The following is a 13,364-nucleotide window of genomic DNA, read 5'->3' on the forward strand; positions in this document are numbered from 1 at the left end:
AAACCCGAATGCCCCTAGGCGAGCGTCAGGCGAGCGCCTGTTCTATGTCGCCCACCAGGTCGGCGGCGTCCTCGATGCCAACAGACAGGCGCACCAGGTCGTCCGGCACCTCGAGCAGCGAGCCGGCGGTGGAGGCGTGGGTCATGGCGCCGGGATGCTCGATCAACGACTCGACGCCGCCCAACGACTCGGCGAGAGTGAAGATCTCGGTGCGCGCGCAGAGGTCCAGCGCCGCCTGGCGGCCACCCTTCAGACGGAGCGACACCATGCCGCCGAACCGACGCATCTGCTTGGCGGCGACGTCGTGGGACGGGTGGCTCTCGGATCCCGGGTAGATGACCGAGGAGACGGCGGGGTGACCCGTCAGCAGCTCGACGATCTTCTCGGCGTTGTCGCTGTGCCGCTCCATGCGCAGGGCGAGCGTCTTGATGCCGCGCAGTGTCAGGAACGCGTCGAACGGTCCGGGAACACCGCCGGCGCCGTTCTGCAGGAAGGCGAACGACGCGTCCAGTTCCTCGTCGTTGCACACGAGGGCGCCGCCGACGACGTCGGAGTGTCCACCGATGTACTTGGTCGTCGAGTGCAGCACCACGTCGGCGCCGAGCGTGAGGGGCTGCTGCAGATACGGCGACGCGAACGTGTTGTCGACGACGATCTTCGCGCCCGCCTCGTGTGCGACGCCCGACAGAGCCTCGATGTCGCCGACGTTGAGCAGCGGATTGGTGGGCGTCTCGACCCAGACCAGCTTCGTGTTGGGGCGAATGGCCTCGCGCACGGCGTCGACGTCCGACACCGCGGCCACCGAGTACTCGATGCCCCACTGGGTGAACACCTTGTCGATGAGCCGGAAGGTGCCGCCGTACGCGTCGTTCGGGATCACGAGGTGGTCGCCCGGGCGCAGCGACGCCCGCAGGAGGGCGTCCGTCGCGGCCATGCCCGAGGAGAACGCGCGACCGTAGTGGCCGTTCTCGAGGGCTGCCAGGTTGGCCTCGAGCGGACGCCGGGTCGGGTTGCCGGTGCGGGCGTACTCGAACCCGCTGCGCATACCATCCACGCCGTCCTGGGCGAAGGTGGAGCTCGCGTAGATCGGGACGTTGACCGCACCGGTCAGCGGGTCGGGCTCGTACCCGGCGTGCACCGCGCGAGTGGAGAACCCCTGCCAGGACGTCGTGTCGGACTTGCTGCGCTGCTCACTCATGCGCACCAGCCTAACGAGCGGGCAGGCCGGAGGCCGGTCGGGATGGGTCAGTAGTTCCGTGTGTCAGGACGCGGTGGTGACGAATCCGAGGAGATCGTGGCGGGTGATGACGCCGACCGGCTTGCCGTCGTCGACTACCATGACGGCGTCGGTGTCGCCGAGCGTCTTCGTCGCGGCCGAGACCGGCTCACCGGCGCCGATGAGCGGGAACGGCGCACTCATGTGCGTCTTCACGGCGTCGGACAGGTTCGCCCGGCCCTCGAACACGGCACTGAGCAGATCGCGCTCGCTGACACTGCCCGCGACCTCGCCCGCCATGACCGGCGGCTCGGCGCCGACGACCGGCATCTGGGAGACGCCGTACTCGCGCAGGATCTCGATGGCGTCGCGCAGCGTCTCGGACGGGTGCGTGTGCACGAGGTCGGGCAGTGCGCCGGACTTGCCGCGCAGCACGTCACCGACGGTGGGCTCGGCGGTGCCGCCGTCGAGCCGGGTGCGCAGGAAGCCGTAGGAGCTCATCCACTTGTCGTTGAAGATCTTGCCGAGGTAGCCGCGACCACCGTCGGGCAGCAGGACGACGACGAGGGCGTCCGGGCCCTCGCGCTCGGCCACCTGCAGCGCGGCGACCATGGCCATACCGCAGGATCCGCCGACCAGCAGGCCCTCCTCGCGGGCCAGGCGACGCGTCATCTCGAACGAGTCGGCGTCGGACACGGCGATGATCTCGTCCGGGATCGACGGGTCGTACGCGCTGGGCCAGAAGTCCTCGCCCACGCCCTCGACGAGGTACGGCCGGCCCGTCCCGCCCGAGTAGACGGAACCCTCGGGATCGGCACCGATGATCTTCACCGCACCGCCCGACATCTCCTTGAGGTAGCGACCGGTTCCGGTGATGGTGCCGCCGGTACCGACGCCGGCGACGAAGTGCGTGATCTTGCCGTCCGTGTCGTTCCAGATCTCGGGTCCGGTGGTCTCGTAGTGGCTCTGCGGACCACCCGGATTGGCGTACTGGTTGGGCTTCCAGGCACCGTCGATCTCGCGCACGAGGCGGTCCGAGACGCTGTAGTAGCTGTCCGGATCCTCGGGGGCGACCGCGGTGGGGCACACGACGACCTGCGCGCCGTAGGCACGTAGGACGTTGCGCTTGTCCTCGCCGACCTTGTCGGGGCACACGAAGACGCACTTGTAGCCGCGCTGCTGTGCGACGAGGGCCAGGCCGACTCCGGTGTTGCCGGAGGTGGGCTCGACGATGGTGCCGCCGGGCTTCAGTTCACCGGACGCCTCGGCCGCCTCGATCATCTTGACGGCGATGCGGTCCTTCGAACTACCACCGGGATTGAGGTACTCCACCTTGGCGGCGAGGAGTGCGGACCCGGGGGCGACGACGGTGTTCAGCTTCACCAGCGGGGTGTTGCCGATGAGGTCGACGACGCTGTTTGCAATGCGCATGCGTCCATCCTCCCAGATGTCCGGCCGGACACCCACCGAGCCTCGTCGCGCTGCGGCGATCGCACTGCACGGCACCACCGTCGGCGCACCTAGAATCGGACAGGTGAACGGAGGTGCGATGCAGCAGGGCGGCTCGGGTCGCGGTGGGTGGCGACAGGCAGCGGTGGCGGGAGCCGCCACCGTCGTCGCGGGATCCGGCGCGGGAACGCTGTCCTGGGCCGCGTACCGGCACCTGCTGGCGCAGGCGGCCGCTGCCCGGACCGTGATCGGCCGCAGCACGGACCGGCCGCCCGAGGCCGACGGTGTGTACGCCCCGGGTGCGCGCGTCCCGCAGCGGTGGCGCCCCGGCGTGCAGTCCGACCTGCACCTGATGATCTTCGGCGACTCGACGGCGGCCGGCATGGGCTGCGTCGTCGCGGACGAGGTGCCGGGCGTGCTGATCGCGCGGGGTCTCGCCGACGAGAGCCGGAAGCGGATCCGGTTGAGCACCAAGGCCATTCCCGGCGCGACATCCAAGGGACTCGAGGGTCAGGTCGATGCGATGCTGGTCGCCCACCACGACCGGCCCGACGCGGCGGTCGTCTTCATCGGCGCCAACGACGTCACCAAGAAGCATGCGGTGGCGGCCTCGGCCGAGCGTCTGCGTACCGCGGTGCGTCGCCTGCGGGCGGAGGGCACCGTCGTGGTCGTCGGAACGTGCCCGGACCTCGGTGTCGTCACCGCCATCCCGCAGCCGCTCCGCGCTGTCGTGCGGACGTGGGGCCACCGACTCGCGCGGGCTCAGACGTCGGCGACGCTCGCCGCCGGCGGCCACCCCGTCGCGCTGGCGGATCTGCTCGCCCCGGAGTTCCTCGCGGCACCGGAGCGGATGTTCTCGGCCGACCGTTTCCATCCGTCCGCGGCCGGATACGAACTCGCTGCCCAGCAGATCCTGCCCGTGCTGGCGGCCGCGCTGGGCGAATGGGCGGGCGGCCCCCTGCCGACGCTGCCCACGGTGTCGGACGTCGCCGAGCAGCGTCGCCTCGTCTCCCGCCTCACCGCCTCGGCCAACCGCCACGTGTCGCGGCTACGGCCGCGAGACGCCCTGCAGTGACCGGGGGCCCACCGGACGAGAGTTACCCTCCAGTCATATCGTCGCCAACCCCAGGAGTCCTCCCATGCCAGAAGCAGTGATCGTGTCCGTGGCCCGTTCGCCCATCGGGCGCGCGATGAAGGGGTCGCTCGTGAGCATGCGTCCCGACGACCTCGCAGCGCAGATGGTCAAGGCAGCCCTCGACAAGGTGCCCGCCCTCGACCCCACCATGATCGACGACCTCCTCATGGGGTGCGGTCTGCCCGGCGGCGAGCAGGGCTTCAACATCGGCCGTAACGTCGCCATCCAGCTCGGCTACGACTTCCTCCCCGGCACCACCATCACCCGCTACTGTTCCTCGTCGCTGCAGACCACCCGCATGGCACTGCACGCCATCAAGGCCGGCGAGGGCGACGTGTTCATCTCCGCCGGAGTCGAGACCGTCTCCCGCTTCGTCAAGGGCAACTCCGACTCGTACCCAGACACCCAGAACCCCATCTACGCCGACGCCCAGGCCCGCACCGAGAAGATCGCCGAGGGTGGCCAGACCTGGTCCGACCCCCGCGAGAACGGCAACCTCCCCGACGCCTACATCGCGATGGGCCAGACCGCGGAGAACGTCGCCCAGCTCACCGGCATCAGCCGTGAGGAGCAGGACCACTGGGGCGTCCGCAGCCAGAACCGCGCCGAGGAAGCCATCGCCAAGGGCCACTTCGAGAACGAGATCACCCCGGTCACGCTGCCCGACGGCACCGTCGTCAGCACCGACGACGGCCCCCGCGCCGGCACCACCTACGAGAAGATCTCGCAGCTCAAGCCGGTCTTCCGCCCGGACGGCACCATCACCGCCGGCAACGCCTGCCCGCTGAACGACGGCGCCGCGGCACTGGTGATCATGTCCGACACCAAGGCCAAGGAGCTCGGGCTGACCCCGCTCGCCCGCGTCGTGTCCACCGGCGTCTCGGGCCTCTCGCCCGAGATCATGGGCCTCGGCCCCATCGAGGCCTCGAAGAAGGCGCTCGCGCTCGCCGGCAAGACCATCGACGACATCGACCTGGTCGAGATCAACGAAGCCTTCGCCGTCCAGGTGATCGGCTCCGCACGGGAATTGAAGATCGACGAGGACAAGCTCAACGTCTCCGGCGGCGCCATCGCCCTCGGACACCCCTTCGGCATGACCGGTGCCCGCATCACCGCGACCCTGCTCAACAACCTGCGCGCCCACGACAAGCAGTTCGGTCTTGAGACCATGTGCGTCGGCGGCGGACAGGGCATGGCCATGGTGCTCGAACGCCTCAGCTGAGTCGTCCCGTACACAGCGAACAGCCCCCGCCCTCCGAGAGGAGGACGGGGGCTGTCGGCTGTGACGACTACTGCTGGAACTAGTCGTTGTTGAAGTAGCTCAGCAGTCGCAGGATCTCGACGTACAGCCAGACCAGGGTGATGGTCAGACCGAGCGCGACGCCCCAGGCAGCCTTCTCCGGTGCCTGGGCACGGATCAGCTGGTCGGCGGAGTCGAAGTCGAGCAGGAAGCTGAACGCGGCGATGCCGATGCAGACGAGGCTGAAGATGATGGCGACGGTGCCGCCGTCACGCAGTCCGAGCCCGCCGGGGGTGAAGAAGCTGGCGACCAGGTTGCCGAGCATGAGCACGACGACACCGATGAGGGCGCCGACGACCATGCGGGTGAGGCGCGGCGTGACACGGATGGCGCCGGTCTTGTAGACGACGAGCATGCCGAAGAAGACGCCGAAGGTGCCGAGCACGGCCTGGGCGATGAGCGCACTGCCGCCGACGCCGCCGAAGCTGATGTCGGTGAACATGAGCGACAGGGCACCGAGGAACACGCCCTCGAAGGCCGCGTACGCGAGCACCAGGGGCGCACTGTCCATCTTGCGGCCGAACGTCGCCACGAGGACGAGGACGAAGCCGATGAGTCCGCCGCCGATGACGAACATCGGGGCCAGGCCGGGGTTGTTGCTCGCGAGCACGTAGGACGCGATGGCGAACACCGTCAGGACACCGAGGGTGGTGGCCGTCTTGGTGACGACGTCGTCGATCGTCATCGCACGCTGCTGCGGACCGGTCTGGTACGGCTGCGGCTGTCCCTGCGGGGAGCCGTACTGCTGGGTGACCGCACCGGCACCGGCGGCGGCCGAACCGAAGGAGGCATATCCGCCTCCCGCCTGCTTGGGCAGATTGCGGAACACCGGGTTGCTGGAAGTGCGCACCGTGTCTCATCCCTTTCGTGTGGTGGAGCCTGTGTATCTCTCAACGTTCGGATGCGACGGAAAAGTTCCCATCGGACAAAACGGACTGTACCGGGCGGACGTCGCCGTTCCCCCAGCGCAGTACCGCATCAGTACACACGGTCGGCGCACGTTTGTCCGCTCACGTTTGTCGCTCGGGCGATCCGGGCACCTTCTTCCTCATGAGCATCGAAGACGGACCCGGAGACACGCTGGACCAGAGTGAGAGTCTCGACTCGGACGAGATCCGAGGCACGGACGACGTCGACGACGTGGTCACCCCGCCGGACTCGTGGACCGAGGCCGACAAGTTCGGCACCACCGAACGCGAGGCGCGTGAGGGTGAGAGCCTCGACCAGAAGCTGGCCGAGGAAGTGCCGGACGTCCCGCTGGAGGAGGAACTCGACGTCCCCGTGGCGGCGACACCCGACGACGATCTGACCGAGGAACTGGTGGACCGAGTCGTCGACAGCGACGACGAGAACGACTACATCGCGGACGCCACGGAGGACGACGGCACCGACGGCGCCGCCGTGAAGGACGCGGACGTGGTGGACGGAGTCGTGGTGGAGAACTCTGCGACGCACCGCGGCCAGATCGACGGGACCCCCGAGGACGCGGGCTCCTACTTCGACTGAGTCACGTCCGCCTGACTTGTGCGGCCGACACATTCACCGTCACCTGATCGACCGGGTGACGGTGAATTTGTCGTTGCGGCCCATCACCTCCGTCGGCCCGACCATGCGCGCGAGCATGGAGCGGAACCGCAGGTGTGAGTTGTGCACCGCCCACAGTTCGCCGCCGGGGCGCAGGACGGTCCGCGCGGCCGCGAACAGTTTCTCCGCTCCCCCGGTGTGCACGGCCGCGTTCTCGTGGAACGGTGGATTGCACAGGATCACGTCGGCGCTCGCGGGCGCCTCCGACGCCATGGCGTCGTCCCGACGCGCCGTGACCCGCACGCCGGACGCCTCCGCCGTGGCCGCCGCCGAGGCCACCGCCGCGGCCGAGCGGTCTGTGGCGACCACCTCCGCGTCCGGCCGCAGGCGCGCGGCGAGGACCGCGAGAATGCCGGTCCCGCACCCCAGATCGACGATGCGGCGCGCGTCGGGCGACATCCGGTCGAGGAACGTGCACAGGTACCGGGTGCCGATGTCCAGCCGGTCCCCGGAGAAGACGGCACCGTGGGCGACCACGGTGAGGTCCAGATCGGCGAGGACGGTCGACACGGGGTACGTCGCGCTCTCGCGAGGCAGCGGCCCGGTCGCCACCAACCCGCGGGACTTCTGCGCCGCGCGGGTGGCCGCCACGTCGGTGAAGTTCGCGGCGAGCACGTCGTTCATCGACCGACTCATGTGTTTGAGTCGACCCGCCGAGATGACGCGGACCGACGGATCCGCCCAGCGGGCAACGGCTTCGGCGATCTCGGTGAGCTCGGCGAGGGCGCGGGGAAGCTGCAGCAGCACCACGGTCGCACCGTCGAGCAACTCTCGGTCCAACGCGTGGCTCGTGTAGACGTCGCCGAGGCCGAGCGCGCCGGCGTTGCGGGCCAGCGCGAGCTCGGAGGTGAGGGGATCCTGGTGCACGCGAATGCCGGTGAGGCCGTGCGCAGCGGCGGTCCCGAGGGTCAGCGCGCCGTACCGGTCGCCGATCACCGCGACCGACCCGGGCTCGGCGGTGGAGGTCGACTCCGCGGCCTCGGCCAGGATCAACCGGTCGGAGGCGTCGACGGCGTGGAGATTGGGCGCCTCGGCATCGGGTGAGCGACGGAGCGCGCCGAGAACATGGTCCGGATCCTGCATCGTCGCAGTCTCTCACTCCCACCGAACCTTGCTTGAATCCCGACGTCAGCGGGCATCATCGACCTATGGGACTCACAGTGGCAGTGACAGGTCCGACCGGCGAGATCGGCATGTCGGCGGTGGACGCGCTCGAGCGCGATCCGGCCGTGGACCGCATCCTCGGCATGGCGCGACGACCGTTCGACGTGGACGAGCACGGCTGGACGAAGACGGAGTACCGGCAGGGCGACATACTCGATCGTGCGGCGGTGGACGCCTTCGTCGCCGAGGCGGATGTCGTGGTGCACCTCGCCTTCCTCATCATGGGATCGCGTGCCGAGAGTTCACGGATCAACCTGGCCGGGACTCGCACCGTCTTCGAGGCGACGGTGGCCGCCGCGCGGCCGACACGGCTCGTCTACACCTCGTCCGTCGCCGCGTACGGCTATCACTCGGACAACCGGGTGCCGCTGACCGAGGACACGCCGACGCGCGGATCGAAGGAGCACTACTACTCCGAGCAGAAGGCCGAACTCGAGGAGGTCCTCGACGAGGTCACCGCGGGATCGGACCTCGAGGTGTACGTCCTGCGGCCGTGCATCGTCGCCGGCCCGAAAGCGCCCGCCCTGGCCGACTCCATGCCGTGGCGCTCGATCGCCGCCCAGCTCCCCGCACCACTGGGGGCCGTGGTCGGCGCGGTGCGTCCGGTGTTCCCCGACCCGGGACACCCGCTGCAACTGGTGCACCACGACGACGTGGCGACGGCCATCGCGCTCGCCGCGACCACGGACGCACCTCCCGGCCCGTACAACATCGCGGGCGACGGGGTGGTGTCCCTGTCGCAGGTGGCGGCCGCGCTGGGCGCCTTCCCGGTGCGGGTGCCGTCCCTGCTCGGGTCTGCGGCGTCGGCGGTGATCCGCACCCTCCCGTTCGTCCCGTCGATGGTGGAGTGGGTGCACGTGGGACGGACGTCCGTCGTCATGGACACCTCGAAGGCCAAGCGCGACCTCGGGTGGCATCCCGCGCACAGCAGCTCCGCCACTCTGAACGCCCTCGTCGCGTCGCTGTGACACGACGGGGAGTTGCACCGGGTACGAGCACCCCACTAGCGTGACTCCGCGCACTTGAACACCGTTCAAGTGGTTCTCGCTCACGCCACGCACAGGAGTCCCGACCGTGTCCCCTCGTTTCTCGGCTCGTGACCTCGCTCAGGTCGCCGTCTTCGCGGCACTGATCGCGGCACTCGGCCTTCCCGGCTCCATCACGGTCGGCATCAGCGGTGTGCCCATCACCCTGCAGACCCTCGGCGTCATCGCCGCGGGCGCGGTTCTCGGCGCCCGCAAGGGTGCGGCCGCGGTACTGGTCCTGCTCGCACTCGTCGCGATCGGCCTCCCGTTGCTCGCCGGCGGACGCGGCGGTCTCGGCGTCTTCGCGGCCCCCAGCGTCGGGTACCTCGTCGGATGGGTCGTGGGCGCCTTCGTCATCGGCGCGCTCACGCGGCTGATCGTCCCGTCCTACCCGCTGTGGGCCGGTCTGCTCGTCAACGCCGTGGGCGGCATCGCCGTCATCTACGTCTTCGGCGTCCTCGGCCTGCTGCTGCGCACCGACCTCGGAGTAGGGGCGGCCATCGCGTCCACGGGCGCCTACGTTCCCGGCGACGCGGTCAAGGTCGTCGTCGCGACCGTCGTCGCGAAGGGCGTGCACCGCGCCTACCCCGGTCTCGTCGCGCCGCGGCGTCGCGCGACCGTCGGGTCCGCCGCCTGACATGGTGCGCTCGTCCCCGCGCGATCCGATCCTGCTGGCGGGACTGCGGACGGCGATCGGCACGGCGGGGCATGCGTTCGCCGACCTGACGGCCGCCGACCTCGCGGCACCCGTCCTCGCCGACGTCGCTCGCCGGGTGCACCATCTCGGCCGCATCGACGACGTCGTCCTGGGCAACTGCCTCGGTCCCGGCGGCGACCTCGCTCGGGTCGCCGCGCTGCAGGCCGGTCTCGGTCATCACGTCCCCGGCGTGACGGTCGACCGCCAGTGCGGCTCGGGCCTCGACGCCGTGGCCCTGGCCTCGTCCCGTGTCCGCGCGGGTGACGACGCCCTGATTCTCGCGGGGGGAGTCGAATCGGCGAGCACGGCGCCGTGGCGTTTCCACGCCCCGGTCGGCGACGGGGGTCCGCAGCGGTACACGCGCGCACCGTTCACCCCGCGCGGTCACCCCGACCCCGACATGGGCACGGCCGCGGACGATCTCGCCCGCACGCTCGGCATCGACCGGGAGCGACAGGACAGGTACGCCGAACGCTCGCACCGGCTCGCCTCGCAGACGGACTTCTCGACGGAGATCGTCACCGTCGCCGGGATCGATCGGGACGAGCGGGTGCGCAGCGGACTCACCACGGCGCGTCTGAACAAGCTGCGTCCGGCGTTCTCCCCCGACGGCACCGCCACCGCGGGCAACTCGTGCGGCATCTCCGACGGCGCGGCCGTGATCGCCGTGACGACCGCGGACCGGGCCGACGGCCCTGCCCTGCGGGTACTCGGCTGGGCCGTCGCCGGGACGGATCCCGCGCTCCCCGGACTGTCCCCCGTGCCCGCGGTCCGCGCCGTCCTCGACCGCTGCGGAGTCAACCTGTCCGACGTCGGGATCGTCGAGATCACCGAGGCCTTCGCCTCGGTGGCCCTGGCGGCCGTCGACCGGCTGGGCATCGATCCGGACATCGTGTGCCCGCACGGAGGGGCCATCGCGCTCGGACACCCGTGGGGCGCCTCCGGAGCGATTCTCCTCGTCCGGTTGGCTGAGCAGATGGCCGCGACCGACTCCCCCGCTCTCGGTCTTGCGGTGTGCGCCATCGGCGGTGGTCAGGGCATCGCCATGCTCGTGGAACGAGTCGGAGCATGAGCGTGATCCGGTTCGATCACGTCTCGCACGGATACGGCGATCGGCCCGTGCTGCGCGACATCGATCTCGAGATCACCGAACACCGCGTCGGCATCGTCGGATCCAACGGCTCCGGGAAGTCGACCCTGGCCCGCATGATCAACGGTCTGGTGTCGCCGAGTTCCGGCACCGTCACCGTCGACGGTCTGAACGTCGCGCGCAAGGGTGGCCAGGTGCGACGGAAGGTCGGGTTCGTGTTCACGGACCCGGACAACCAGATCGTGATGCCGACCGTCGCCGAAGATCTGGCGTTCTCGCTGCGCCGCACCGGAGCGTCGAAGGACGAGGTGGCGGACCGCGTCGCCGACATGCTCGACCGTTTCGGGCTGGCCTGTCACGCCGATCATCCCGCGCACCTGTTGTCCGGCGGACAGAAACAGATGCTGGCGATCGGCGCAGTGCTGATCCGCCGACCCGAGGTCCTGGTGGCCGACGAACCCACCACGCTTCTCGATCTCCGCAACTCCCGCAAGGTCGGCGCGGTGTTCGACACTCTCGAGCAGCAGGTCGTCGTGGTGACACATCACCTCGACCTCCTGACGAACTTCGATCGCGTCATCGTGATCCACGACGCTCGGGTCGCCCACGACGGACGGCCCGCCGACGCCCTGCCCGCGTACGAGGCGCTGCTCGAATGATCGGCCTCTACCGACCCGGTCACTCGCTCCTGCACCGACTTCCGGCCGGGTGGAAGCTTCTGCTGCTCATGGTCGGCGTCATCGCGGTCATCGCCCTCGTTCGCCGACCGGTCGACGTCGCGGTCGCTGCCGGCGTGGTCGCCGTTCTCTTCGGGATCGGGGGCATCGGCCCACGGACCGCACTCGCGCAGATCCGGCCGCTCTTCTGGATGATCGCGATCATCGCGGTGTTCCAGGTGATCATCACGACCCCGGCTCGCGCCGTGGTCGTGTGCGGGATCCTCGTCGTCACGGTGGCCGCGGCGAGTCTGGTCACCCTCACCACCCGGGTGACCGCGATGCTCGACGTGTGCGGCCGCGTCCTGGAACCGTTGCGGCGCTTCGGCGTCGACCCCGACCGCATCGGACTGCTCCTGGCCCTGACGATCCGGCTCGTACCCCTCCTCACCGGCATCGTGCACGAGGTCTCCGACGCGCGGAAGGCCCGCGGACTGCAGTGGTCGATGACCGCGCTCGCGACACCCGTGGTGGTCCGTGCGCTGCGGACCGCGGACGCGTTGGGAGACAGTCTCGTCGCCCGCGGCGTGGACGACGACCGGGACGATGACGCGTGATCGCGGACTCGATCGACGAGCGCATCGGTCGTCGCGCCCGGGACCGTCCGGACTCGCTCGCGGTCGTCGCCGCGGACGGCAGTCTCACCTATCGTGAGATGTGGGATCGGTCGGGACGCGTCGCCGCACGCCTGCTCGGGGCGAAGCGGGTGGCCGTACTCCCGGCGTCCGATCTCGGTTCCGTCGTCACGGTTCTCGGCGCGATCCGTGCAGGTTGCTCGCTAGTCCTCCTGCACCGCCACCTGCTTCCCGACCACCTCGCATCGGTTCTCGAGATCGGTCGCCCCGCTGCGGTGATCGCCACGGAGCGCGGGCGGACCCGGCTGCGTCGACTCGGCGTCACCGGCACGCTCACCTCGCCCGACGACCTCGCCGCCGCGCCCGCGGTCCCCCTCCCGGCACCGGACGAGGCCGGAGAACTGCTGGCGGGGTTGACTTCCGGCACGTCGGGCACCCCCAAGCTCTTCGTCCGCTCGCGGCGGTCGTGGTCGCGCACGCTCGATCGGTCCGACGAGGAGTTCACCGTGGACCGGCACTCCCGGGTGGCCGCACCGGGCGTCCTGGACCACACCCACTTCCTCTACGGACTGGTGCACGCGCTCACGCGAGGTGCTGCCGTGGACCTACGACCCCTAGAGTCGTGGTCCTCCGCGGGAGATGTCGACCCGACGCACGTCTACACCGTGCCCACCCTCGCACACGACATCGCCGTGTCCACCCGACCCGGGCTGGCGCAGGTCCGAGAAGTGTTGTCCTCGGGTGCTTTCTGGCCGCGTTCCGGTCGCGACGCCCTGTCCGCTCGCGTTCCCGGCGCTCGGCTCGTGCACTTCTACGGCGCCTCGGAACTGTCGTTGGTGGCCGTGGACTCCTCCACCGAACCGGTTCCCGACGGCTCCGCCGGGCGGCTCGTCTCGGGTGTCCGCACGAGAACCGTGGACGGGGTCGTCAGCGTGCACAGCGACATGCTGTTCGACGGATACCTGACCCACCCCGATCACGCGGAACCGTCCGACGGGCCCGTGAACGGGTGGACGAGCGTGGGCGATCGGGGCGAGATCCGCGGCGGGTGGCTGTTTCTCGCGGGCCGCAGTTCCGACACCATCGTGCGCGGCGGCCTCAAGGTGGAGCCACTCGATGTGGAGACCGCCCTGCGGGGGTTTCCCGGCGTGCTCGACGCGGCGTGTGTGGGCGAGCCGGATCCGAGGATGGGGTACGTCCCGGTCGCGGCGATCACGGTCTCGGAGCCGGTCGACCGCACCGCTCTGCGGCGTCATCTGCGGGCGCACCTGGAGGCACCGGCGATGCCCACCCGCGTGGTCACGGTGCCCGCGCTCCCCCGCACGGCCCGCGGCAAGCTCGACCGCCCGGCCGTCCTGGCGATGATCGCGACCGGACCTCGATCCTGACGGCTCGCTGTGCTGCGGACGTATT

The 13,364-nt window shown here is 70.1% G+C and carries 13 protein-coding genes; 9 read left to right on the forward strand and 4 right to left on the reverse strand.

From position 1 onward, the window contains the following. Positions 1 to 25: 25 nt before the first annotated feature. Together HQ308_RS07845 and HQ308_RS07850 are read right to left on the reverse strand one after the other, a co-directional pair. The gene (locus HQ308_RS07845; RefSeq protein WP_222646081.1) at positions 26 to 1,198 is read right to left on the reverse strand and encodes a cystathionine gamma-synthase; all 1,173 of its coding nucleotides are present in this window, start codon (positions 1,196 to 1,198) and stop codon (positions 26 to 28) included. Between the two features lie 63 nt (positions 1,199 to 1,261). Then, positions 1,262 to 2,647, reverse strand: coding sequence for a cystathionine beta-synthase (locus HQ308_RS07850; protein ID WP_027503945.1), 1,386 nt, complete (start codon positions 2,645 to 2,647; stop codon positions 1,262 to 1,264). Positions 2,648 to 2,765: 118 nt separating this feature from the next. Here HQ308_RS07850 and HQ308_RS07855 point away from each other — a divergent pair, with 118 nt between their 5' ends. Then, the gene (locus tag HQ308_RS07855) at positions 2,766 to 3,740 is read left to right on the forward strand and encodes an SGNH/GDSL hydrolase family protein (protein ID WP_222646211.1); all 975 of its coding nucleotides are present in this window, start codon (positions 2,766 to 2,768) and stop codon (positions 3,738 to 3,740) included. A gap of 64 nt (positions 3,741 to 3,804) precedes the next feature. Beyond that, on the forward strand, positions 3,805 to 5,022 hold the full coding sequence (locus HQ308_RS07860) for an acetyl-CoA C-acetyltransferase (RefSeq protein ID WP_222638200.1): 1,218 nt from the start codon (positions 3,805 to 3,807) through the stop codon (positions 5,020 to 5,022). Positions 5,023 to 5,101: 79 nt separating this feature from the next. Here the strand turns inward: HQ308_RS07860 and HQ308_RS07865 are convergent, their stop codons facing one another. Beyond that, positions 5,102 to 5,950 carry a Bax inhibitor-1/YccA family protein gene (locus HQ308_RS07865; protein ID WP_222627467.1) on the reverse strand — a complete coding sequence of 283 codons (849 nt, stop codon included), beginning with the start codon at positions 5,948 to 5,950 and terminating at the stop codon, positions 5,102 to 5,104. 200 nt (positions 5,951 to 6,150) lie between these two features. On the opposite strand from HQ308_RS07865, the gene HQ308_RS07870 reads away from it, so the two are divergent. Beyond that, complete coding sequence (locus tag HQ308_RS07870; RefSeq protein WP_056447352.1) at positions 6,151 to 6,606, forward strand: hypothetical protein; 456 nt, start codon at positions 6,151 to 6,153, stop codon at positions 6,604 to 6,606. Between the two features lie 39 nt (positions 6,607 to 6,645). Here HQ308_RS07870 and HQ308_RS07875 read toward each other — a convergent pair whose 3' ends face one another. Continuing rightward, entirely contained in the window at positions 6,646 to 7,767 is a 1,122-nt protein-coding gene (locus HQ308_RS07875) for a class I SAM-dependent methyltransferase (protein WP_222646082.1), read from the reverse strand. A 65-nt stretch (positions 7,768 to 7,832) separates the two neighbouring features. On the opposite strand from HQ308_RS07875, the gene HQ308_RS07880 reads away from it, so the two are divergent. The 6 genes from HQ308_RS07880 (at position 7,833) to HQ308_RS07905 (ending at position 13,339) form a co-directional block, all read left to right on the forward strand. After that, positions 7,833 to 8,816 carry an NAD-dependent epimerase/dehydratase family protein gene (locus HQ308_RS07880; protein WP_222646083.1) on the forward strand — a complete coding sequence of 328 codons (984 nt, stop codon included), beginning with the start codon at positions 7,833 to 7,835 and terminating at the stop codon, positions 8,814 to 8,816. A gap of 106 nt (positions 8,817 to 8,922) precedes the next feature. Beyond that, positions 8,923 to 9,510: a biotin transporter BioY gene (locus HQ308_RS07885; protein WP_037183888.1), complete on the forward strand. Its 588-nt coding sequence runs from the start codon at positions 8,923 to 8,925 to the stop codon at positions 9,508 to 9,510. Position 9,511: 1 nt separating this feature from the next. After that, positions 9,512 to 10,642, forward strand: coding sequence for a thiolase family protein (locus tag HQ308_RS07890; RefSeq protein WP_222646084.1), 1,131 nt, complete (start codon positions 9,512 to 9,514; stop codon positions 10,640 to 10,642). After that, entirely contained in the window at positions 10,639 to 11,319 is a 681-nt protein-coding gene (locus HQ308_RS07895; RefSeq protein WP_222646085.1) for an energy-coupling factor ABC transporter ATP-binding protein, read from the forward strand. Before HQ308_RS07890 ends, HQ308_RS07895 begins: the two co-directional genes overlap by 4 nt. Continuing rightward, complete coding sequence (locus HQ308_RS07900; RefSeq protein ID WP_222646086.1) at positions 11,316 to 11,933, forward strand: energy-coupling factor transporter transmembrane protein EcfT; 618 nt, start codon at positions 11,316 to 11,318, stop codon at positions 11,931 to 11,933. The genes HQ308_RS07895 and HQ308_RS07900 overlap by 4 nt, the downstream gene beginning before the upstream one ends. Continuing rightward, positions 11,930 to 13,339, forward strand: a complete 1,410-nt coding sequence (locus HQ308_RS07905) for an AMP-binding protein (RefSeq protein WP_308115716.1) — start codon at positions 11,930 to 11,932, stop codon at positions 13,337 to 13,339. Before HQ308_RS07900 ends, HQ308_RS07905 begins: the two co-directional genes overlap by 4 nt. Positions 13,340 to 13,364 lie beyond the last annotated feature (25 nt).

It is taken from the genome of Rhodococcus sp. BP-241, assembly GCF_019836145.1.
In the GTDB taxonomy this organism is placed as follows: Bacteria; Actinomycetota; Actinomycetes; order Mycobacteriales; family Mycobacteriaceae; genus Rhodococcoides.

Coding starts and splice junctions, on each gene's coding strand:
- HQ308_RS07845 (WP_222646081.1), bottom strand. CDS start 1,198: ATGAGTGAGCAGCGCAGCAAGTCCGACACGACGTCCTGGCAGGGGTTC.
- HQ308_RS07850 (WP_027503945.1), bottom strand. CDS start 2,647: ATGCGCATTGCAAACAGCGTCGTCGACCTCATCGGCAACACCCCGCTG.
- HQ308_RS07855 (WP_222646211.1), top strand. CDS start 2,766: ATGCAGCAGGGCGGCTCGGGTCGCGGTGGGTGGCGACAGGCAGCGGTG.
- HQ308_RS07860 (WP_222638200.1), top strand. CDS start 3,805: ATGCCAGAAGCAGTGATCGTGTCCGTGGCCCGTTCGCCCATCGGGCGC.
- HQ308_RS07870 (WP_056447352.1), top strand. CDS start 6,151: ATGAGCATCGAAGACGGACCCGGAGACACGCTGGACCAGAGTGAGAGT.
- HQ308_RS07875 (WP_222646082.1), bottom strand. CDS start 7,767: ATGCAGGATCCGGACCATGTTCTCGGCGCGCTCCGTCGCTCACCCGAT.
- HQ308_RS07880 (WP_222646083.1), top strand. CDS start 7,833: ATGGGACTCACAGTGGCAGTGACAGGTCCGACCGGCGAGATCGGCATG.
- HQ308_RS07890 (WP_222646084.1), top strand. CDS start 9,512: ATGGTGCGCTCGTCCCCGCGCGATCCGATCCTGCTGGCGGGACTGCGG.
- HQ308_RS07895 (WP_222646085.1), top strand. CDS start 10,639: ATGAGCGTGATCCGGTTCGATCACGTCTCGCACGGATACGGCGATCGG.
- HQ308_RS07900 (WP_222646086.1), top strand. CDS start 11,316: ATGATCGGCCTCTACCGACCCGGTCACTCGCTCCTGCACCGACTTCCG.